Source organism: Pseudomonas sp. (genome assembly GCF_049645325.1).
Classification (GTDB): Bacteria; Pseudomonadota; Gammaproteobacteria; order Pseudomonadales; family Pseudomonadaceae; genus Aquipseudomonas.
This window is the reverse complement of sequence record NZ_JBARTQ010000671.1, coordinates 1-21,478: the sequence shown is the minus strand read 5'-3', so window position 1 is coordinate 21,478 and position 21,478 is coordinate 1. Positions and strand designations below refer to the sequence as shown.

Below are 21,478 nucleotides of genomic sequence, written 5' to 3'. Positions count from 1 at the left end.
ATGTTGTGGTTATTACTACATTTTTCCTTGAGTGATGCCTTGAAAAAAGGTATTTGTAGCTTAACTTGATAAAAGAACAAACATCATGCCTTCGATAACCGTAGAACCCTGCACCTTTGCCCTGTTTGGCGCCTTGGGTGATCTGGCGCTGCGCAAGTTATTTCCTGCCCTCTATCAACTCGATGGCGCAGGCCTCCTGCACGACGACACGCGCATCCTGGCCCTGGCCCGTGAAGCCGGTTCCGAGCAGCAGCACATGGCTCACATCGAAAAAGAATTGCGTAAATACGTCGGCAAGGAATTGGACGAAGCCGTGGCCGCACGCTTCCTCGCGCGCCTGGCCTATGTGCACGTCGACTTCATGAAGGCCGACGACTACGTTGGCCTGGCTGAAAAAGCCGGCAACGAACAACGCCTGATCGCCTACTTCGCCACCCCGGCGGCGGTGTACGGCGCGATCTGCGAAAACCTGGCCAAGGTCGGCCTCGCGGAAAACACCCGCGTCGTGCTGGAAAAGCCCATCGGTTCGGACCTGGAGTCTTCACGCAAGGTCAACGACGCCGTGGCGCAGTTCTTTCCGGAGAACCGCACTTACCGCATCGACCACTACCTGGGCAAAGAAACCGTCCAGAACCTGATCGCCCTGCGTTTTGCCAATAGCCTGTTCGAAACCCAGTGGAACCAGCACTACATTTCCCACGTGGAGATCACCGTGGCCGAGCAGGTCGGTATCGAAGGCCGTTGGGGCTATTTCGACAAGGCCGGCCAACTGCGCGACATGATCCAGAACCACCTGCTGCAGCTGCTCTGCCTGATCGCCATGGACCCGCCGGCCGACCTCTCCGCCGACAGCATCCGTGACGAGAAGGTCAAGGTGCTCAAGGCCCTGGCGCCGATCAGCCCGGAAGGCCTGACCACTCAGGTTGTACGCGGCCAGTACATCGCTGGCTACAGCGCCGGCAAGCCGGTGCCGGGTTACCTGGAAGAAGAGAATTCCAACACCCAGAGCGACACCGAAACCTTCGTTGCCCTGCGTGCCGATATCCGTAACTGGCGTTGGGCTGGTGTGCCGTTCTACCTGCGCACCGGCAAGCGCATGCCGCAAAAGCTGTCGCAAATTGTCATCCACTTCAAGGAACCGTCCCACTACATCTTCGCCCCCGAGCAGCGCCTGCAGATCAGCAATAAACTGATCATCCGCCTGCAGCCGGACGAAGGTATTTCCTTGCGTGTGATGACCAAGGAGCAGGGCCTGGACAAGGGCATGCAACTGCGCAGCGGCCCGCTGCAACTGAATTTTTCCGACACCTATCGCAGCGCCCGTATTCCGGATGCCTACGAGCGGTTGTTGCTGGAAGTGATGCGCGGCAATCAGAACCTGTTTGTTCGCAAAGATGAAATCGAAGCCGCGTGGAAGTGGTGTGACCAGTTGATCGCCGGGTGGAAAAAATCCGGTGACGCGCCCAAGCCGTACGCGGCCGGGTCCTGGGGGCCGATGAGCTCGATTGCACTGATCACGCGGGATGGGAGGTCGTGGTATGGCGATATCTGAATTGAAACTGCCTCAGGGCGTAACGGCCCATGAGTACCGCACGCCCGTGTTGTTGGCGGACGGTTTGGCCAATGACGTGGCCGAGCAACTGCGCGCGGCCATCAGTGCCCGTGGCGAGGCGATCCTGGTGGTCTCCGGTGGCCGCAGCCCTGTGGCGTTTTTCCAGAACCTTGCCCAGCAAGGCCTGGACTGGTCCAAGGTCACCATCACCTTGGCCGACGAGCGCTGGGTGCCGGTGGAACATGCCGACAGCAATGCCGGCCTGTTGAAGAAATACCTGCTGCAAGGCCCGGCGGCCAAGGCGAAGTTCCTCAGCCTGTACAACGTTGCCGCGAACCTTGAAGACGCCGCCGAACTGGCTGATCGCCAGTTGGCAGAGTTGTCCGCCATTGACGTGCTGGTACTCGGCATGGGCGATGACGGCCACACCGCGTCTCTGTTTCCCAACAGCCCGAACCTGAGCGAAGCGCTGCAGCCCGACGGTACCCGCCGTTGCTGGCCGATGCTGGCGCCGACCGTGCCTCACCAGCGCCTGACCATGAGTCGCGCACTGTTGGCCACGGCCCACTACACCGTGCTGTCGATTTCCGGCAGTTCGAAATTGACCACCTTGAGCGCCGCGCTGGCCAGTGACGACGTTGCTGCCATGCCGATTCGCGCGTTTTTGCAACCTACTTTAGAGATTTACTGGTGCCCATGAGCCAAGGATCAGCCGCTATGAAAAGCCCTCAACCGACCGTGTCCATGGCGGACAAAGTTGCCCTCATCGACAGCCTTTGCGCCAAGGCGCGGATCCTGCCGGTGATCACCATCGCCCGCGAACAGGACATCCTGCCGCTGGCCGATGCCCTGGCAGCGGGCGGTTTGACCGCATTGGAAGTGACCCTGCGTTCCGAGTTCGGCCTTAAAGCCATTCAGGTCCTGCGCGAGCAGCGCCCTGAACTGTGCACCGGTGCCGGCACCGTGCTCGATCGCCACATGCTTGAAGCGGCCGAAGTGGCCGGCTCGCAGTTCATCGTCACCCCGGGCATTACCCGTGACCTGCTGGAAGCCTCTGTGCACAGCCCGATCCCGCTGCTGCCGGGCATCAGCAACGCCTCCGGCATCATGGAAGGCTATGGCCTGGGGTATCGCCGCTTCAAGCTGTTCCCGGCTGAAGTCAGCGGCGGCGTGGCAGCCATCAAGGCGCTGGGCGGCCCGTTTGGCGAAGTAAAATTCTGCCCAACCGGCGGCGTTGGCCCGGCCAACATCAAGCAGTACATGGCCTTGAAAAACGTGATGTGCGTGGGCGGTAGCTGGATGCTGGACCCGGAGTGGGTCAAGAACGGCGACTGGGCCCGCATCCAGGAAGTCACCGCACAGGCGCTGGCACTGCTGGATTGATCTGATTTACCGAATCGTTGTTGCTGTGCTTAACGGCATTTTTGCGGTGCACTTGGTCGGTGTACCGCTTTTTTTTGCCTGAAGAAAAACGTGAAATCGATGCAGTTCAACTGTGAACCCAGTGTGGGAGCTGGCAAGCAGCTCCCACATTCTTAATCCGCGCTCAGTTGGGTAATCGCGTTGACCAACACATCGATATCCGCCGCCGACGTCACCAGCCCCGGTGTCACCCGGATACAGGTACCAAACGCCGCCCCGACACGCGTAGTGGTAAACAGGTCATAGTCCTTGAGCAACCGATCCGCCATCTCCGCCTGATCTCGCCCTAAAAACTTGAACGCCGTGATCCCGCAATACAGCCTCGGATCATCCGGGGTCAGCACCTCAATACCCGGCAATGGCCGCACCTGGCTTACCCACAGGTCACGCAGGTAATTGACCCGCGCACCTTTGGCCGCCGAGCCGCCCAATGCGCGGTGCTCCTCAAATACCAGTGGCAAGGTCATCAATGCCGGAAAGTTTGGCGTGCTGTAAGACGTGCGTGCGCGTACGTCCGTGGCCGGGTAGTGGAACTCGCCCATGTCCGGGTCGATATCGGCCAGGCGCTCCGGGGCTATATAGAGGAAGCCCAGGGTCAGCGGCGCGCCAATCCATTTGTGCAGGTTGAAGCCGGCGAACTGGATGCCCAGCGCCGCCAGGTTGAATTCGATCTGGCCCAGGGCATGCGCGCCGTCGAGGATCACGTCGATGCCATGCTCGCGCGCGGCCTTGGCAATCGCTTCGACGGGCATCACCAGGCCGGTGCGGTGGGTGACGTGGGTGAGTGCCATCAGCTTGAGGCGCGGGTACTGCGCGAACGTCTCGCGATAGGTCTGCAGCAGGCTGTCGAAACTGGCCGGGTGCGTGTGGGACACCTCGATCACTTCCACGCCCCGATAGCCAGCCAGCCAGCGCATCGCGCCTTTGACCGTGTCGTATTCCAGGTCGCTGATCAGCACCTGGTCGCCGGGTCGCAGGCAGTTGTAGTTGCGGATCAGCGATTGCAAGGCCTCGGTGGCGTTACGAGTGAAGGCCACTGCTTCGGGGTCAGCGTCGATCAGCCCGGCGAGTTGGCGGCGGATCTCGACGTTTTCGCCCTGCTCGAAGCGCTGGCGCACGTGCAGCGAGTTGCTGCGGTTGATAAACGCCACGTGCTCCAGGTACTGCGCGCGCACCGCGCGGCTCATTCGGCCGAAGTAGCCGTTTTCCAGGTTGATCGGACCAGGCTCCAGCTCGTAACGCTGGGCGATGTCCTGCCAGTGGTGTTCGTTATCTGCATTCCTTGGCATGGCATGGGCTCTTAATGTCGAGGGGCGGGTTTACCGTGTTTTACGCGTAGAGGTTCAAGCAGTTCGGCCAACCCGTTGTGGTCGATTTCCTGCATCAGCGCCAGCAAACCGCCCAGTTCGCCGTGGGGAAAACCCTCACGGGCAAACCAGTTCAGGTAGGGGCCGGGCAGGTCGGCGATGATCCGACCCTTGTATTTGCCGAAGGGCATTTCGCGGGTGATCAGCAGTTCGAGTTTTTCGGGGTTCATGGGGTTCAGTGATGTAAGTCGAGGTCTTCGAAAATACAGGCATTCTGCATGAAGGCCAAATGACAGATCATGCAAATTACGTACATACAGATGGTTCAATTATTTTCAAGTCATTGAAATATAAAGAAAAAGTTGTTTTTCAAAACCTGGCACGCGGGCTGCAATCCTTAAGACAACCTTCTTAACCCGCACAAGGAATTGGAAAATGACTGACATCAACAAAGAATCGATCTCCGTACTGAACGACCTGATCGAAACCAGCAAAGACGGCCAAGAAGGCTTCAAGACCTGTGCTGAAGATATCAAGCACCCTGAGCTCAAAGCCCTGTTCGTCAAGCGCTCCACCGACTGCGCCACCGCCGCTGCTGAACTGCAGACCGCCGTGCGTGCCTTGGGTGGCGATCCGGAAAAATCCGGCAGTGTGGCGGGCGCCTTGCACCGTGGCTGGGTCGACGTGAAGTCGATGGTCACCGGTAAGGACGAGGAAGCCGTGCTGAACGAAGCCGAGCGCGGTGAAGACCACGCACTCAAGGCTTATAAAGAAGCGATCGAGAAGATCAACAAGCACAACCTGCTGGGTATTCGTGACCTGGTTGAGCGTCAGTTCCACGGCGCACAACGCAACCACGACCAGGTGAAAGCCCTGCGTAACCAGGCTCGCGCTCAGTCGTAAGCCCCGCGCTGTAACCCAATGTGGGAGCGGGCTTGCTCGCGAATACGGTGGGTCAGTCAACCTTGAGTTGTCTGATTCACTGTATTCGCAGGCGAGCCCGCTCCCACATTTGTTTTGCGTGAACGTTAGCCGATGCTGATCGGCGGCAGCTCGGTCAAGGTCACAACCTGCTGCTTGCGTGGCGCGAGGATTTCCGCCTCGCCATCCACCACCAGCTCATCGCGCTGGTTGAAAACACGGGTGGCAATGCGCACACGAAACTTCGGCAGCTTCTCCAGAATTTCCAGACGCACGGTCAGGGTGTCGCCGATTTTTACCGGCTTCTGAAAGCTCATCTGCTGGCCGATGTAGATGGTACCCGGCCCAGGCAGCTCGCAAGCGACGGCGGCGCTGATCAGCGCGCCGCTGAACATGCCATGAGCGATACGCTCCTTGAACATGGTCGCCTTGGCGTATTCGGCATCCAGGTGCACCGGGTTGTGGTCGCCGGACATGGCGGCGAACAGCTGAATATCGCGCTCTTCGACGGTCTTGCTGTAGCTGGCCGTCTGGCCGACTTCAAGGGCTTCGTACGGGGTGTTGGTAACCTGAGTCATCTAAAGGTGCATCCTGTGGCTAATCGGTAATGTAATGATCTGATTTTAAAGGAGAAATTATTCGCAGCGGGCCGGTCTGCGCAAGGTCAGCGCCTGGTCGAGCCACTTCAATACATCCGTGGTCACTTCATCACGGTTGGTTTCGTTGAACACTTCATGACGCGCCTGCGGGTAGATATTCAATTGCAGGTGCTGGCAGCCGGCCTCACGCAGGGCATGGGCCAGGTTTTTGAGACGCTTGCCCTCACTCACCGGATCACATTCGCCGCCGATCACCAGGACCGGCAGGCCCGGGTCGATCTGGGCGAGATTGGACGCTTTGCTGATTTGCTGCAAGCCGCCCAGCAGGTCGACCCACAGTTGGTTGGTGCAACGGAAGCCGCAGAGCGGGTCATTGATGTAGGCGTCGACCTCGATCGGGTCGCGGCTGAGCCAGTCGAAGCCGGTGCGGTTGGGCTTGAACTCCTTGTTGAACGAGCCGAACGACAGAAAGTCGATCAGCGCACTGCGCCCGCGCAGGCCTTGGCGCGCGCGCTCTATACGCGCAATGACGCCGGCCGCGCGGTACAGCGCCACCGGCTGGAAATTCGAACCGCTGAGAATGGCCCCATTCAGGCTGGCACTGTGGTGTAACAGGTAGGCCTGGGCGATATAGCTGCCCATGCTGTGGCCCAGCAGAATGATCGGCAGCCCCGGCTGCTGATGCGCGATGTGCTGGTTGAGACTGGCCAGGTCGCCGACCACTTTGTTCCAGCCGTCCTGCTCGGCAAACAGCCCCAAGGTGCCTTCGTCGGCGGTACGGCCGTGGCCACGCTGGTCCAGTGCATACACGCCGTAACCCGCGCCGCACAAGGCGTCGGCCAGGCGCGCGTAACGCCCGCTGTGCTCGGCCATGCCGTGGGACAGCATGATCAACGCCTTGACCGGGCCTTCCGGCAGCCATTGATTGACGTACAGGCGGCTGCGGTCATTCGCGGTCAGCCAGAAGGTGCTGTGGTTCATGGCGCTTCCTTTGCTTGGGGTCGTTGCAGTGTATAGCTCATCTGTCAGGGGCTGGGGTATCTGCCTACGCGTCAGGGGCAAGATTCATACAATCAATGAAACGGTTTGGCGTATTGCCTGTTTGGCCATAGCTGCTAACGTCCGCTGAGCTCCGCTTTTTATAGCAGCCGAAGCGGTCGGGCACACTCAGGTAAGAGGACAAGAATAATGCAACCTGATTTCTGGAATGACAAACGCGCCGCCGGCGTTCCCAATGACATCGACCTGACCACCTACAAGTCCGTGATCGAAGTCTTTGAGCGCTCCTGCAAGGCCTTTGCCGACCGTCCGGCGTTCAGCAACATGGGCATCACCCTGACCTACGCCGAGCTTGAGCGCCAGAGTGCGGCGTTCGCCGGTTACCTGCAAAACCACACCGACCTCAAGCCGGGCGACCGCATCGCGGTGCAGATGCCCAACGTGCTGCATTATCCGATCGCGGTGTTCGGCGCGCTGCGCGCCGGGCTGATCGTGGTCAACACCAACCCGCTGTACACCCCGCGCGAGATGCGCCACCAATTCAAGGACGCCGGCGTGCGTGCGCTGGTCTACCTCAACCTGTTCGGGTCGCGGGTGCAGGAAGTGTGCACCGACACCGAGATCGACTACCTGATCGAAGCCAGGATGGGCGACTTCATGCCCGCCGCCAAAGGCTGGCTGATCAACACCGTGGTCGACAAGGTCAAGAAGATGGTCCCGGCCTACAGCCTGCCGCGCGCGGTGTCGTTCAAGCGCGCCTTGCGCATGGGCGCAGGGCAGGGCCTGATTCGGCACCCGGTCACGTTGGATGACATCGCCGTGCTGCAATACACCGGCGGCACCACCGGCCTGGCCAAAGGCGCGATGCTCACCCACGGCAATCTCGTCGCCAATATGCAGCAGGCGCGCGCGTGCATGTCGCAGGTCACCGACGACGGCCAGCCGCTGGTCAGGGAAGGGCAGGAGGTGATGATCGCGCCGCTGCCGCTGTACCACATCTATGCATTCACGGCGAACTGCATGTGCATGATGGTGACCGGCAACCACAACGTACTGATCACCAACCCGCGCGACATAGGCGGGTTTATCAAGGAGCTGAAGAAGTGGCGGTTTTCCTGCCTGCTCGGGCTCAACACGCTGTTTGTGGCATTGATGGACCATCCGGACTTCAAGACCCTGGACTTCTCGCACCTCAAGATCACCAACTCCGGCGGCACCGCGCTGGTCAAGGCCACGGCCGAGCGCTGGAAGGCGCTGACCGGGTGTTCCATCGGTGAAGGCTACGGGCTGACCGAAACCTCTCCGGTGGCCAGCACCAACCCTTACGGCAGCCAATCGCGCCTGGGCACGGTGGGCATTCCGGTGCCGGGCACCGCGATGAAAGTCATCGACGACGAAGGGCATGAATTGCCATTGGGCGAGCGCGGCGAGTTGTGCATCAAGGGTCCGCAAGTGATGAAGGGCTACTGGCAACAACCGGCGGCAACCGCCGAAACCCTGGACGCCAAGGGCTGGCTGAAGACGGGTGACATTGCGGTGATCGACATCGAGGGCTTCGTGAGCATTGTCGATCGTAAGAAGGATCTGATTATCGTGTCGGGCTTCAACGTTTACCCCAACGAGATCGAAGACGTGGTGATGGCTCACCCGGCCGTGGCCAACTGCGCGGTGATCGGCGTGCCGGATGAACGCACAGGGGAGGCGGTCAAGCTGTTCGTGGTGGCGCGGGCCCAGGGCGTGAGCCTTGAGGAGTTGAAGACGTATTGCAAAGCCAACTTCACGGGGTACAAGGTGCCCAAGCACATTGTGTTGCGCGAGTCGCTGCCGATGACGCCGGTGGGCAAGATTCTGCGACGGGAACTGCGCGAGATCGCCTGATCTGGAACAGGCTTGAAAATGTGGGAGCTGGCTTGCTGTGGTGAGCGGGCTTGCCCCGCGCTGGGCTGCGAAGCAGCCCTACCTGTCTCCAGCGATCTCATCGGCAGGGCGGGGCCCCCTCACCACAGAAAACCTCTCCCTATTGATTCTCTATTGCCCTGAAATCCCTATTCCAGAGCCTTTTGGTGCGGTATTTTGCCATCACTTCAAGTGTGACCAAATATTGTAGGACAGTCGTGATTGTGACTGTAGGACCTCCGTTTGGCTCTAGGCGGCCCTTGGCAAAGCTGCTACTCTCGGCGCGCTTTGTGACTTCTCGGCCTGCTTTAAAGCGCCAGATTCACCCTAAAAAAACATACACCAATAATAATCGCATCAAATGCGATGATGAATTCGCGTCGCTGAGGAGTGGGCTTCCATGAACGAAGACTTTTGGAAGGATAAGTACCCCGCCGGGATTGCTGCAGACATCAATCCAGACGAGTATCCAAATATTCAGGCGGTACTGAAACAGTCCTGCCAGCGCTTCGCCAACAAACCGGCTTTCAGCAACCTGGGCAAGACAATCACCTACGGTGAGTTGTACGAATTGTCCGGCGCCTTCGCCGCGTACCTGCAACAGCACACCGACTTGAAGCCTGGCGATCGAATCGCCGTGCAACTGCCCAACGTCCTGCAGTACCCGGTCGCGGTCTTCGGCGCCATTCGTGCCGGGCTGATCGTGGTCAACACCAACCCGCTGTACACCGCGCGGGAAATGGAACACCAATTCAACGACTCCGGTGCCAAAGCCCTGGTCTGCCTGGCCAACATGGCGCACCTGGCGGAAAAGGTCGTGCCCAAGACCTCCGTCAAGCACGTGATCGTTACCGAAGTCGCCGACCTGTTGCCGCCGCTCAAGCGCCTGCTGATCAACAGTGTCATCAAGTACGTGAAGAAGATGGTTCCGGCTTACCACTTGCCGAAGGCGATCAAGTTCAATGACGTGCTGGCCAAGGGGCACGGCCAACCGGTCAACGATGTCAGCCCGGCCAGCAGCGACGTCGCCGTGCTGCAATACACCGGCGGCACCACCGGCGTGGCCAAGGGCGCGATGCTCACCCACCGCAACCTCGTCGCCAACATGCTGCAGTGCAAGGCGTTGATGGGCTCCAACCTCAACGAAGGCTGCGAGATCCTGATCACGCCGCTGCCGCTGTACCACATTTATGCATTCACCTTTCATTGCATGGCGATGATGCTGATCGGCAACCACAACATCCTGATCAGCAACCCGCGCGATTTGCCGGCGATGGTCAAGGAACTGTCGAAGTGGAAGTTCAGCGGGTTTGTCGGCCTGAACACCTTGTTCGTGGCGCTGTGCAACAACGAAGGCTTCCGCAAGCTGGACTTTTCCGCGTTGAAGGTCACTTTGTCGGGCGGCATGGCCCTGCAATTGGCGGCCGCCGAACGCTGGAAGGACGTGACCGGCTGCAACATTTGCGAAGGTTATGGCATGACCGAAACCAGCCCGGTGGCCACCGTCAACCCGATCCAGCACATCCAGATCGGCACCATCGGCATTCCGGTGCCGTCGACCCTGTGCAAAGTCATCACCGATGACGGCGTCGAACTGGCCCTGGGTGAAATCGGCGAGCTGTGCGTCAAAGGCCCGCAAGTGATGAAGGGCTACTGGCAGCGCGAAGACGCCACGGCCGAGATCCTCGACAGCGAAGGCTGGCTGAAGACCGGCGACATCGCGATCATCCAGCCCGACGGCTACATGCGCATTGTCGACCGCAAGAAGGACATGATTCTGGTCTCCGGTTTCAACGTCTACCCGAACGAGCTCGAAGACGTGCTGGCAACCCTGCCGGGCGTGCTGCAATGCGCGGCTATCGGCGTGCCGGACGACAAGTCCGGGGAACACATCAAGATCTTCATCGTGGTCAAGCCAGGGGCCACCCTGACCAAGGACCAGGTGATGGAACACATGCGCGCCAATGTCACCGGCTACAAGGTGCCCAAGGCCGTGGAGTTCCGCGATGCATTGCCGACCACCAACGTGGGCAAGATCCTGCGGCGCGAGTTGCGGGATGAAGAGCTGAAGAAGCTTGGCTTGAAAAAGTAACTGCATAAAAAACCCCGCAGATGCGGGGTTTTTTATGCCTGCTTACTTTCCTCAATTGGAATGCACTCCAATGTGGGAGCTGGCTTGCCTGCGATCGCGGTATACCTGTCAGTGCAATGTGGCTGACACACCGCTATCGCAGGCAAGCCAGCTCCCACAGTTTGATTCGGCTCCTACAGCGCAAACTGCGCGAAGCTCACGCCAGCACCCGACGGGCGTACATCCTTCAAGAACGAATCCTTGTCCGCGCTCAGCTCCAGGGTGATCTCCGGCTTGCGCTTGTTCGCGTTACGCACCACCAGCCCTTCGAGCTTCTCGCGCATGAACGCCGTCGGCACCTTCAGGTGCAGCAACTGGTCAGTCTCGGCGTCGTGCATCAGCAAGTGAATCCACTCGTACTGGCCTACACCAATGCGCACGACCGGGAGGTCGAACCACCAGATGTTGCGTTTGCGGTCCAGGTCGGTGAAGTGGCAGTTGTTGACGCCGAGTACGGCACCGCCCAGTTCCAGGTTTCTGCGGGCGATGGCCTGTGCTTTATTGAGTTTCATAACCTTCCTACGGGATCTGTTATTCAGCGTTATAGCCTGAATGTGCCGGGCATTCTCATGGGTTGGCCGCAAAACATAAAGCCAAACCTGCGGCGTGCGATGAAATGCCGCCTGAAAATAATTGAAACTCTGCCGAACCGCGCCGGGTCAATCACTAGGTAATGACCATAACCCTTGATTGTTCCTTCGGAGAAATACCATGAGCAGCACATCGGATAAGGCAAAAGGTTTGGCGAACGAAGCAGTCGGCAACATCAAGCAAGGTGTCGGCAAAGTCACCGGCAACGACAAGCTGCGGGCTGAAGGCGTGGTTCAAGAGAAGAAAGGCGACGTGCAGAAAGCGGTCGGCGATACCAAAGATGCGGTAAAGAAAGCCACCAAGTAAGCCTGAATCGCCGGCTGGTTTTAAGCAGCCCGACGGCCATCCACGGATGGCCGTTTTTGTGTCACCTGATGCGGTTAAAGTTTCGAAATTGTTTCAAGGTCGCCAAATAGGCTACCTTGATGTAGAAAACGGCCCCTGAGTCGCCCACGAACTCAACCTTTTGCGGCGAAAGGAGACGCTATGATTTTTCCGGTATTACAAGGCTTGCCCCTGCATAAAGTGTTGGTGCGCACCGTCAAGGAATTCGTCGACGACGAGATGCCCACTTACGCCTCGGCACTGGCCTACCAGATGCTGTTCTCGCTGTTTCCCTTCCTGCTGTTCCTGATTGCCCTGATCGGTTTCCTGCACCTGCCGGACTTCTTCACTTGGCTGCGCATGCAGTCGGAACTGGTGTTGCCGCCCCAGGCCCTGGAGCAGGTCAACCCGGTGATCGACCAACTGCAGCAGTCCAAGGGCGGCTTGCTCTCGGTGGGTATCGTGATTGCCCTGTGGACAGCGTCGGCTGGCGTGCGCCTGATGATGAGCGCGATGAACGCCGCCTACGACGTGGTCGAGGGCCGGCCGATCTGGAAGCGTTTCCCGCTCTCGGTGTTCTACACCGTCGGCATCGCCGGCATGCTGCTGGCCGCCGCCGCGCTGATGGTGCTGGGCCCGCAAGTGATGGAATGGCTGGCCGGGCAAATCGGCATGCAGGAATTCGTGGTTACCCTGTGGACCATCCTGCGTTGGCCGCTGATCGTGATTTTGCTGATGTTTGCCGTGGCGTTGATGTATTACGTGATGCCCGACGTCGAGCAGAAATTTCGCTTCATCACGCCGGGCTCGGTGCTCGCCGTGGTGGTGTGGATTGTTGCCTCCCTGGGTTTTGGCTACTACGTCAAAACCTTCGCCGACTACAACGCCATGTATGGCAGTATCGGTGCGATCATCGTCCTGCTCCTGTACTTCTATATTTCCGCCGCCGTGCTGTTGCTGGGCGCGGAGATGAATGCCGTCATCGAACACATGTCGGCCGAAGGCAAGGACCCAGGCGAAAAGGAATTCGATGAACACACCCACACGGACGAAAAACAACACGTCTCAGGCCTAGGCCGGGACCACTCCAAGCCCACTCCCGACGAAGTCTGATCAATGATCCGTGAAATCCTGAAAATGGGCGACGAGCGCCTGCTGCGTATCGCGCCACCGGTTCCGCCGGAAATGTTCGACAGCCCCGAGTTGTGGCAATTGATCGATGACATGTTCCAGACCATGGAACACGTGGGCGGCGTGGGCCTTGCAGCCCCGCAGATTGGCGTCGACCTGCAATTGGTAATCTTCGGCTTCGAGGCCAGTGAACGCTACCCGGACGCGCCGCCGGTGCCGCAGACGATCCTGATCAACCCGCTGATCACACCGCTCAGCCCGGTGCTGGAAGAAGGCTTTGAAGGTTGCCTGTCGGTGCCCGGCTTGCGCGGGGCGGTGGACCGTTATCAGCAGATTCGCTACGAGGGCTTTGACCCCAAGGGTGAGCCGATCGTGCGCGTTGCCGACGGCTTCCACGCGCGCGTTGTGCAGCATGAGTGCGATCACCTGATCGGCCGGTTATACCCGTCGCGAATTACGGATTTCACCAAGTTCGGGTTTATCGAAGTGATGTTCCCGGACATGGACCCAACGGCTGACGAGTAACGCCCTGAGGCCACACACATCTAAAAGGTGGGAGCAGGCTTGCCCGCGATGGCGGTGTAACAGTCACAGCGATGTTGGCTGACCCACTGCTATCGCAGGCAAGCCAGCTCCCACCTTTGGATAGCATTTCGAATCGAACTATTTTGCAGGTTTGACGAACCGCAACGTCATCCGATCCGACTCCCCGATCGCCAGATACTTCGCCTTGTCCTGCTCGCCCAGTCTCAATGAAGGCGGCAACGTCCACACGCCACCCGGGTAATCCTTGGTGTCTTTCGGGTTGGCATTCACCTCGCTTTGCCCCGCCAGCTTGAACCCGGCATCCGTGGCCAATTTCACCACTTGCGCAGTGGTCAGGTAGCCGCTGTCCTTGATCGCCTCCAGATCAGCCCCGTCCTTTGCCCGGTGATCTTCCACGCCCAGCACGCCACCTGGTTTTAGCACGGTGTAAAACGCGCTGAAGGTGGCCGGCGCGGTATTGGCTGCCACCCAGTTATGCACATTGCGGAAGGTCAGCACGGCGTCGACCGACGCAGGTTTGCCGAATACCGGCGCCTTGGGGTCGAATTCGGTCACCTGGGCCTTGGCATAACGCGTCGGGTCGGCGGCGAATTTCTTTTTCAGGTTTTCTTCGGACGTCGCTGCGTAAGCGCCGCTGCTCGCCGCCTGCACGGCGGCAATGTAGTGCCCGTGGTCTTTGAGCAGCGGTGCCAGCACTTCGCTGTACCAGCCTCCGCCAGGGGTGATTTCGATCACGGTCTGTTTGGCGCCCAAGCCAAAGAACTCCAGGGTCTGCTGCGGGTGGCGGTAACCGTCGCGTGCGCTGTTGGCCGGGTCGCGCCAACTGCCGGCGAGCACGCTGGCGTATTGCTGGGCGGTAATCGGCGCGTCGGCTGCCTGGCTGAACGTTGGGACGAGGAGGGCGGTAAGGGACAGAGCTGCAAAGGTCGCTTTCATGATCATCCGAAAAGTGGGCCACTGTGCCGCCGAGGCTAGCATGGGCTCATCACCCGTCGACCACACATTATCGACGGTCGACCTCACCAAACGGTCTAAGCGCCTGTTTTCAACCCCATGGCAATCATCGGCTTGTTGCGCTTGTAGCGCGCCAGGCGCTCACTGAGGGACTGAGGCAACACGGTGTCCTGGGTGAACCCCATACGCTGATACAACCCTTCCAGGTCGGGATGGCACAACAGCCACACCGTGCCTTCGCACGCGGCGACCGCCTGCAGGATCAAGCGCGCCGCCAACCCCTGGCTGCGATACGCCGGGGCCACGAATACGCCGGTCAACCAGTGCCCGCCGACCACTGGCGTCAGGCACAGCCCGGCCACAATCTCACGCTCCCGGGCGACCCACAATTGCCCGCCCTTGAGGGCCTTCATCGACGAATCATGGTGGCGATAAAACTTGTTCAGCAGCGGCCACAAGGGCTCTGCCAGCACTTCAATGTTCAACGGGGGCATGGTGTTCGGCGACTGTAATCGAGGGCTGCAGATTATAAGCGCCTTCCAGGGCCCAATAGGTGTTATACCCAGTGCTACATCCACGTTCAGTTGAGCAAGCATCATGGCCAAAGGTATGGATTCAAAGAAAGCCGCGAAGAAAAAACCGGCAAAGACCGCCGATGAAAAACGCGCCGACAAAAAAACCAAGAAGGCCGAGACAGGCCTGTTCGGTCACTGAGTTACAAGCTTAGAACCAAACGATCTGCAAGATTTTCGGGCCTCAATGCACAGAGCAGGAAACACCTGCTCTGAGCTGCCGATGGCCCACTACCTTGATCTGACCCAACGCCGGGAAATCGAAGCCCTGGCCCGGGGTTTTACTGCCCGTACCGAATGGCCCACCTGGTTGCTGTTGATCGGCGTGTATGGCGGCTGGTTCGCCGTAATGCTTGGCAGCCACTGGCTGGGCCTGTGGCTCAGCACCCTGTTGCTGATTCCGCTGGTGACGGTGTGGCTGTCGGTGCAACACGAGTTGCTCCATGGCCATCCCACCCGTTCGCTGCGGGTGAACAAACTGCTCGGCTACGCCCCGTTTGCCGTGTGGTACCCCTACACCCTGTACCGTAACAGCCACCTGCTGCACCACAACGACGACGACCTCACCCTGCCGGGCATCGACCCGGAAAGCCGCTACCTGAACCAACGTCAGTGGGACGCCAGCTCGCTGGCGGAACGTGGCGTGCATTGGCTGACCAAAACCGTGTTGGGCCGTTTCCTGCTGGCAGCACCCCTGGCGATCGGCCGGTTGGCGCGCCATGAGTTTCAACGCCTGCCCCAAGTGTGGCCAATGTGGCTGGCCCACGCCGCCGTAACCCTGCTGATGCTCAGCTTCATCGCTCACTACAGCGCGCTGCCGGTGTGGCATTACCTGCTGCTGGTCACGGTGCCGGCCTTGTCCCTGGCGTCGGTTCGTTCCTACTATGAACACCGCCCGCACCCGCAGCCGGAGCAGCGCACCGTGCTCAACGAAGCGTCCTGGCCGTGGACCTGGCTGTTCCTCAACAACAACCTGCACCTGGTGCACCACGACTTGCCCAAGTTGCCCTGGTATTTATTGCCCACGGTCTACCACGCCCGCCGCGAACAGTGGCTGGCGCGCAGCGGTGGTTTCCTGGTGCAGGGTTACGGCCAGTTGATCAGCCGCCACGGCCTCAAGGCCATCGACAGCCCCCGGCACCCTTTTGCGTGAGAGACAAGCCATGAGTGATCACTTCGCCGAGCTGCTGATGTACGTCGCGCCCGAACCCGTGCAACAGGCCAACCAGGCCTGGCTTACGCGCCTCCTGGAGCGCTTGAGCCTCACCCGCCTCAACGCCGACCACCTCGACCTGCACGGCCTGTGGCTGGCCCCGGAACTGCTCGTCACGCAAACCTGCGGTTATCCGCTGATGACCCAATTGCGTGGCCAGGTGCGGGTGATTGGCCGCCCACGCTACGAGCTGGCCCACAGCAGCCTCGGCGACCATTGCAGCCTGCTGCTGACCCGCGAAGACAACCCGCGCACCGCCCTGGCCGACTTCTTCGACAGCCGTGGCGTGATCAATGGCCACGACTCCAACAGCTGCATGAACCTGCTGCGCGAACGCCTCGCGCCTTTGCAGCGCGACGGCCGGTTCTTCGCCAGCGTCGGCATCAGCGGCGCCCACCGCGAGAGCCTGCGCTGGCTGCGCGAAGACCGCGCCGACCTGGCCGCCATCGACAGCGTCACCTTCGACTACCTCGCCCGGTTTGCTCCGCAGGAAGTGGCGGGGCTGCGCATCGTCACTCACAGCGCACCGAGCCCGACCTTGCCCTACATCGGCCCGCTGGACTTGAGCGATGAGCGAGTGCTGCAGATTCGTGAGGCAATGAACCTGGCATTGCGGGATTTGCCCCACGTCGTCGAAACCCTGGGGATACACGAAGTCCTGCCCGCCAGCGAAGACGACTACCAAGTGCTGTTGCACTACCGGCAAGAAGCCTTGAGCGCCGGCTACTCAACGCTTAAATGATCATTGATCGTTCCCACGCCCGGTGTGGGAACGCCTCCTGTGACGCTCCGCGTCACGCGTTCGAGAGCAGGCGCGAAGTGTCCAGGGCTGCATGCCCACGCAGAGCGTGAGAACGGTCTTGAGGCTTCAATAAGGTTATATAAAAATACTTTTTAAGTATTATTAAAGAATAAGCAGCCTTGCTAGGATCGCTCCACCGGAACACCGGACATAACGTGCAACCAACTCAGATGGAGCCACTATGTCCGGCGCCGACACTTCTCACAGCGATTACGTGGGCGGATTGTTCCGCAGTCATTACGACTGGCTGTGCAGCCGTTTGCACCGCCACCTCGATTCCCGTGCGCACGCCGAAGACATCGCCGCCGACACCTTCGTCCAGCTCCTGAGTTCACCGTCGGTGCTGCCGATCCGTCAGCCGCGCGCCTTGCTCACCACCATCGCCCAGCGTCTGATGTACCAGCTGTGGCGCCGCCGTGACCTGGAGCGCGCCTACCTCGACGCCCTTGACCGCGACGAGACATCCACCGCGCCGTCGCCAGAAGACCTGGCGCAAATGCTTGAAGCGCTGCAAGCCATCGACGCGTTGCTCGACGGCTTGCCGGCCAAGGTCAAGGCGACCTTCCTGCTGTCGCAACTCAATGGCCTGACTTACCCGCAAATCGCCGCCGAGCTGGGGATCTCCCAGCGCTCGGTGAGTGACTACATGGCCCGCGCCCTCAACCGTTGCCTGCGGTTGTGCCTGGAATGAATGACGAACTGATCGACAGCGCCACGCGCTGGTACGTGCTGCTGCGCTCGGGCGAAGCCACGGCATTGGATTGGCAACGCTATCACCAGTGGCGCGCGGCCGACCCACGTCACGATGCGTTGTGCCAGCAGCTGGAAACGCGCCTTGGCGTGTTTCAGGTTCCCCAGGCCCAGGGCGTGAGCAGCAAAGTGCTGCAACAGGCGCTGGAGGCGCCGTCGAGTCGCCGCCAGGTGTTGCAGATCGCGTTGGCGGGCGCAGGCGTGGCCATTGGCGCCGCGCTGTTGGCCAAACCCGTCGGTTTATCGGCATTGACTGCGGATATCCGCACCGGCACCGGCGAGCGCCGTACGGTCGCGCTGGTCGACGGCAGCGAGTTGCTGCTCAACGCGCAAAGCGCGGCCGACATTCAGTTCAACCCGCTACAGCGCCTGGTGCGCCTGCGCGAAGGCGAGGTGCTGGCCAAGGTTGCCAGTGAGCGCAGCCGACCGTTTGTGATCCAGACCGAGCAGGCGCGATTGCGTGCCTATGGCAGTCGCCTCCTGGTGCGCGAGCGTGAAGGGCAGGGCCAGGTTGTCGCGCTCAATGGCGCGGTGGACATCGACGATCAACACGGCGAACGCCTGCAACTGGCCGCCGGCCATGAAGTGCATTACGACCGCACGGGGTTTGGCGCGGTGCAGGCCAGTTCTTCCGGCGCCACTGCGTGGGTCGACGGTTTCCTGCAAGTGCGCGACCGCCCACTGGCCGACGTCATCGAGGCATTACGCCCCTATCACAACGGCGTGCTGCGCCTCGACCCGTCAGTCGCCGGACTGCGGGTCAGCGGCCTGTACCGTCTCGACAACGCCGAGCAAACCCTCGACACCCTGGCGCGCACGTTGCCGATCCATATCACCCGTCGCACAGGGTTGTGGGTGACCGTCAATGCGGCCTAGCAGGTTCACGCCGTCAGTGTGGGCGCTGGCTTGCCTGCGATGGCATCGCCTCGGTGTGCCTGATGGGCCGAGTTGCCTGCATCGCAGGCAAACCAGCGCCCACAGGGGTTGGGCTTTCACTTCAAGCGCGGGTTCTAAGGACATAACCAAACGGTCTGCAAGTTTTCCCCCTGCCGGCCCACATCACTCCCGTAAGCGCTGCGGGGAGCAGCGTTGTGGAGTTTCCTTGGGGGGAGCCAATGTGAGTCAGTTCAACCGTGTACCACTTCGAACCTTTGCCCTGGTGCCGTTGGCCAGCCTGTTTTTCTCGTTTGCCGCCAGCGCCGACGATGCGCGTCAGGTCTACCACATTGCACCTGGTCCTTTGGATGAAGTGCTGCTGAACATCAGTCGCCAGAGTGGCCAGGTGATCTCTTTCACACCGCAACTGGGCAATTATTCCTCGGCCACGGTGGATGGCTCGCTGTCGGCGCAGCAAGCCGTGGACGCCGCGCTCAAGGGCACCGGCCTGCAGGTGCAGGTCAGCCCGGACGGTGCCTTCATCATCAAAGAGAGCACAAGCAAAGCCGCCACCAGCAGCGTCAAGGCGCAAACCAGCGCCGCCCAGGCGCCCACCCTCGACCGCGTGGTCGCCATCGGCACCCGACGCAGCGACGCCACGGCCCTGACCAGCAGCGCGCCGGTGGACGTGATCAACGCCGACGAACTCAAGCAGACCGGCGCCACCAGCCTCAACCAGGCGCTGTTCCAACTCTTGCCGTCGTTCAACTTTCCGCAGAACAACAGCGCCACCCGTGGGCAAGACCCCAAGGGCGCATCCCTGCGAGGCCTGTCGCCTGACCAGACGCTGGTGCTGATCAACGGCAAACGCCGTCACACCTCGGCGGTGGTGAATATTTCCGGTGGCGTGCCGTTCATTGGCGCGCAACCGGTAGACCTGGACATGATCCCGATCAGCGCCATCGACCACGTCGAAGTGCTGCGCGATGGCGCGTCGGCGCAGTACGGTTCCGATGCGGTGGCCGGGGTGGTCAACATCGTGCTCAAGGAGCGCGACAGCGGTGGCGGCATCAACACCCAATTGGGCAAATATGCCCAGGGCGACGGCTTCAGCAAGACCACCGATGGCTGGTACGGCGTGGGCTTGCCGGGCGATGGTTTCCTGACCCTGAGCTTCAACACCCTGAACAACAAACCCGACGATATCGGCGACAAGTACGTCGCCGACGGCCAGGTACAAGACCCGCGCTGGGGCGGTGCCGGGCGCGACAAATACAACCTGGCGGCCAACGCCGAAATCGGCTTGAACGACAAATGGCGCCTGTACAGCTTCGCCACTTTCGGCCAAGACACCTCGGTCAACAACACGCCGCCGTTGCTGGCGAGCAGCCCGAACAACGTGGCGTCGATCTACCCTGGCGGCACCATTCCCAAGTACCGCTACCGCTACGAAGACGGCGCCATCACGCTGGGTACTCGCTATGAAGACGAGGCCATCGGCCGCTTCGACCTGAGCGCCACCTATGGCCGCGACGAACACGACGAACTGGCGTTCAATACCGTCAACCCCAGCTACGGCGCCAACAGCCCGACCAAATTCAACGTCGCCACCTTGGTCAACGACCAGACCAACATCACCCTCGATTACGCCAAGGACCTCGACGTGAACTGGTCCAGCCACCCGCTGACCGTGTCGGGTGGCGTGGCGTATCGGCATGAGCAATACCGCCTGGAAGCTGGCGACTACGACTCGTATTCCTTCGGCGGCATTGATGGGGTGCAAGTGGGCGCGGTGCAAGCCTCCGGCCTGACTCCGGACGATGCCGGCACCTTCAAGCGTGACGTGGGCGGCGTGTACTTCGGCCTCGAAAACCAGGTCACCGACAAGCTGCAAGTCGGCGTCGCCGGGCGTACCGAGCATTACTCGGATTTCGGCTCGGCCACCACCGGCAAGCTCTCGGCGCGCTATGACTTCACCCCGCAAGTGGGTGTGCGCGCTACGGTCAACAATGCCTACCACGCACCGAGCCTGGGGCAGATCGGCACTTCCTGGACCACCACCACCAACCTCGACGCCAATGGCAACCCGGTGCTGACCCGCATGCTGCCGGCTGACAACCCGGCGGCGCGTGCCCTCGGCGCGCAACCGCTCAAGCCTGAAAAGTCCACCAACTACTCACTGGGCCTGGTGCTGCGACCTGCTGACAATGCTTCGCTGACCATCGACGCCTACCAGATCTCGATCCGCGACCGGCTGCTGTTCAGCGGCGGTATTTCCGGGCCATTGGCTGAGCAGATCCTCACCAATGCCGGCTACGGCCAGTACTCCTGGGCGCAGTTCATGACCAACGCCGCCGACACCCGCACCCGCGGTGTCGACATCGTCGGCAAGTACAACCTGGACCTCGCGCAGTTCGGCAACCTGGCCCTGTCGGCCGGCTACACCAAGGCCCGGACCACGATCGAGAAGATCCACGAAAACCCCAACGGTTTCGAAGTGCTGACCCGTGAGGCCCGAGGCTTTATCGAGCACGGCTACCCCGAAGACAAACTGGTGTTCGGCGCGGTGCACAAGCTCAATCAATGGACCATCGCACTCAACGAAACCCGCTACGGCAAGTACCGCAAATACGCGGCCGCCGAATCCAACGCGCAATACGACCAGACCTTCAGCGCGCAGTGGACCACCGACCTGGACGTGAACTACGCGTTGACCAAACAACTGCGCGTCTCGGTGGGCGTAAACAACCTGTTCGACAGCAAACCCGACGACTTCAACAGCCGCCTGCGTCAGACGCCGGGCCAGCAATACAGCTACCTGTCACCGACCGCGCCGGAAGGGGCGTTCTACTACACGCGGCTCAGTTATGACTTTTAACAAAACCTGAACAG

21 protein-coding genes are annotated in these 21,478 nt (G+C 60.6%); 14 read left to right on the top strand and 7 right to left on the bottom strand.

What is annotated here, in order from left to right; translation table 11 throughout:
• Positions 1 to 85 precede the first annotated feature (85 nt).
• The 3 genes from zwf to WBB95_RS28790 are packed head-to-tail and all read left to right on the top strand — an operon-like array spanning position 86 to position 2,935.
• On the top strand, positions 86 to 1,552 hold the full coding sequence (gene zwf / locus WBB95_RS28800) for a glucose-6-phosphate dehydrogenase (protein WP_424490673.1): 1,467 nt from the start codon (positions 86 to 88) through the stop codon (positions 1,550 to 1,552).
• Complete coding sequence (gene pgl / locus WBB95_RS28795) at positions 1,539 to 2,252, top strand: 6-phosphogluconolactonase (protein ID WP_424490672.1); 714 nt, start codon at positions 1,539 to 1,541, stop codon at positions 2,250 to 2,252. The genes zwf and pgl overlap by 14 nt, the downstream gene beginning before the upstream one ends.
• Positions 2,253 to 2,269: 17 nt before the next feature.
• Positions 2,270 to 2,935: a bifunctional 4-hydroxy-2-oxoglutarate aldolase/2-dehydro-3-deoxy-phosphogluconate aldolase gene (locus WBB95_RS28790; RefSeq protein WP_078738792.1), complete on the top strand. Its 666-nt coding sequence runs from the start codon at positions 2,270 to 2,272 to the stop codon at positions 2,933 to 2,935.
• A 152-nt stretch (positions 2,936 to 3,087) separates the two neighbouring features.
• Here WBB95_RS28790 and WBB95_RS28785 read toward each other — a convergent pair whose 3' ends face one another.
• Both WBB95_RS28785 and WBB95_RS28780 read right to left on the bottom strand, forming a co-directional pair.
• A complete protein-coding gene (locus tag WBB95_RS28785) occupies positions 3,088 to 4,263 on the bottom strand; it encodes an aminotransferase class V-fold PLP-dependent enzyme (RefSeq protein WP_424490671.1) in 1,176 nt (391 codons plus the stop codon).
• Between the two features lie 11 nt (positions 4,264 to 4,274).
• Positions 4,275 to 4,511, bottom strand: a complete 237-nt coding sequence (locus WBB95_RS28780) for a DUF3820 family protein (protein ID WP_104505342.1) — start codon at positions 4,509 to 4,511, stop codon at positions 4,275 to 4,277.
• Between the two features lie 205 nt (positions 4,512 to 4,716).
• Between WBB95_RS28780 and WBB95_RS28775 the strand changes: the two genes are divergently transcribed.
• Positions 4,717 to 5,184, top strand: coding sequence for a ferritin-like domain-containing protein (locus tag WBB95_RS28775; protein ID WP_424490670.1), 468 nt, complete (start codon positions 4,717 to 4,719; stop codon positions 5,182 to 5,184).
• 125 nt (positions 5,185 to 5,309) lie between these two features.
• Here the strand turns inward: WBB95_RS28775 and WBB95_RS28770 are convergent, their stop codons facing one another.
• The gene (locus tag WBB95_RS28770) at positions 5,310 to 5,780 is read right to left on the bottom strand and encodes a MaoC family dehydratase (RefSeq protein ID WP_003175719.1); all 471 of its coding nucleotides are present in this window, start codon (positions 5,778 to 5,780) and stop codon (positions 5,310 to 5,312) included.
• A gap of 57 nt (positions 5,781 to 5,837) precedes the next feature.
• Complete coding sequence (locus WBB95_RS28765; protein WP_424490669.1) at positions 5,838 to 6,782, bottom strand: lysophospholipase; 945 nt, start codon at positions 6,780 to 6,782, stop codon at positions 5,838 to 5,840.
• A gap of 207 nt (positions 6,783 to 6,989) precedes the next feature.
• Here WBB95_RS28765 and fadD2 point away from each other — a divergent pair, with 207 nt between their 5' ends.
• On the top strand, positions 6,990 to 8,678 hold the full coding sequence (gene fadD2 / locus WBB95_RS28760) for a long-chain-fatty-acid--CoA ligase FadD2 (protein WP_424490668.1): 1,689 nt from the start codon (positions 6,990 to 6,992) through the stop codon (positions 8,676 to 8,678).
• A gap of 418 nt (positions 8,679 to 9,096) precedes the next feature.
• Positions 9,097 to 10,788, top strand: a complete 1,692-nt coding sequence (fadD1, locus tag WBB95_RS28755) for a long-chain-fatty-acid--CoA ligase FadD1 (protein WP_424490667.1) — start codon at positions 9,097 to 9,099, stop codon at positions 10,786 to 10,788.
• A gap of 173 nt (positions 10,789 to 10,961) precedes the next feature.
• On the opposite strand, the gene WBB95_RS28750 is transcribed toward fadD1, so the two are convergent.
• Positions 10,962 to 11,339: a hypothetical protein gene (locus tag WBB95_RS28750; RefSeq protein ID WP_424490666.1), complete on the bottom strand. Its 378-nt coding sequence runs from the start codon at positions 11,337 to 11,339 to the stop codon at positions 10,962 to 10,964.
• A 199-nt stretch (positions 11,340 to 11,538) separates the two neighbouring features.
• Here WBB95_RS28750 and WBB95_RS28745 point away from each other — a divergent pair, with 199 nt between their 5' ends.
• From WBB95_RS28745 to def, 3 genes are all read left to right on the top strand, one after another.
• Positions 11,539 to 11,724 carry a CsbD family protein gene (locus tag WBB95_RS28745; protein ID WP_424490665.1) on the top strand — a complete coding sequence of 62 codons (186 nt, stop codon included), beginning with the start codon at positions 11,539 to 11,541 and terminating at the stop codon, positions 11,722 to 11,724.
• A 180-nt stretch (positions 11,725 to 11,904) separates the two neighbouring features.
• Positions 11,905 to 12,855, top strand: a complete 951-nt coding sequence (locus WBB95_RS28740) for a YihY/virulence factor BrkB family protein (RefSeq protein ID WP_424490664.1) — start codon at positions 11,905 to 11,907, stop codon at positions 12,853 to 12,855.
• Between the two features lie 3 nt (positions 12,856 to 12,858).
• Positions 12,859 to 13,398 carry a peptide deformylase gene (gene def / locus WBB95_RS28735; RefSeq protein ID WP_424490663.1) on the top strand — a complete coding sequence of 180 codons (540 nt, stop codon included), beginning with the start codon at positions 12,859 to 12,861 and terminating at the stop codon, positions 13,396 to 13,398.
• 138 nt (positions 13,399 to 13,536) lie between these two features.
• On the opposite strand, the gene WBB95_RS28730 is transcribed toward def, so the two are convergent.
• Both WBB95_RS28730 and WBB95_RS28725 read right to left on the bottom strand, forming a co-directional pair.
• On the bottom strand, positions 13,537 to 14,355 hold the full coding sequence (locus WBB95_RS28730) for a class I SAM-dependent methyltransferase (protein ID WP_424490662.1): 819 nt from the start codon (positions 14,353 to 14,355) through the stop codon (positions 13,537 to 13,539).
• Between the two features lie 95 nt (positions 14,356 to 14,450).
• A complete protein-coding gene (locus WBB95_RS28725) occupies positions 14,451 to 14,867 on the bottom strand; it encodes a GNAT family N-acetyltransferase (RefSeq protein WP_424490661.1) in 417 nt (138 codons plus the stop codon).
• A 301-nt stretch (positions 14,868 to 15,168) separates the two neighbouring features.
• On the opposite strand from WBB95_RS28725, the gene WBB95_RS28720 reads away from it, so the two are divergent.
• The 5 genes from WBB95_RS28720 (at position 15,169) to WBB95_RS28700 (ending at position 21,464) form a co-directional block, all read left to right on the top strand.
• Positions 15,169 to 16,098, top strand: coding sequence for a fatty acid desaturase (locus tag WBB95_RS28720; RefSeq protein WP_424490660.1), 930 nt, complete (start codon positions 15,169 to 15,171; stop codon positions 16,096 to 16,098).
• A gap of 10 nt (positions 16,099 to 16,108) precedes the next feature.
• Positions 16,109 to 16,900: a phosphate/phosphite/phosphonate ABC transporter substrate-binding protein gene (locus WBB95_RS28715; RefSeq protein ID WP_424490659.1), complete on the top strand. Its 792-nt coding sequence runs from the start codon at positions 16,109 to 16,111 to the stop codon at positions 16,898 to 16,900.
• Positions 16,901 to 17,141: 241 nt separating this feature from the next.
• The gene (locus tag WBB95_RS28710; RefSeq protein WP_424490658.1) at positions 17,142 to 17,651 is read left to right on the top strand and encodes a sigma-70 family RNA polymerase sigma factor; all 510 of its coding nucleotides are present in this window, start codon (positions 17,142 to 17,144) and stop codon (positions 17,649 to 17,651) included.
• On the top strand, positions 17,648 to 18,586 hold the full coding sequence (locus tag WBB95_RS28705; protein ID WP_424490657.1) for a FecR domain-containing protein: 939 nt from the start codon (positions 17,648 to 17,650) through the stop codon (positions 18,584 to 18,586). The genes WBB95_RS28710 and WBB95_RS28705 overlap by 4 nt, the downstream gene beginning before the upstream one ends.
• Before the next feature lie 241 nt (positions 18,587 to 18,827).
• On the top strand, positions 18,828 to 21,464 hold the full coding sequence (locus WBB95_RS28700) for a TonB-dependent receptor domain-containing protein (RefSeq protein WP_424490656.1): 2,637 nt from the start codon (positions 18,828 to 18,830) through the stop codon (positions 21,462 to 21,464).
• Positions 21,465 to 21,478: the final 14 nt, after the last annotated feature.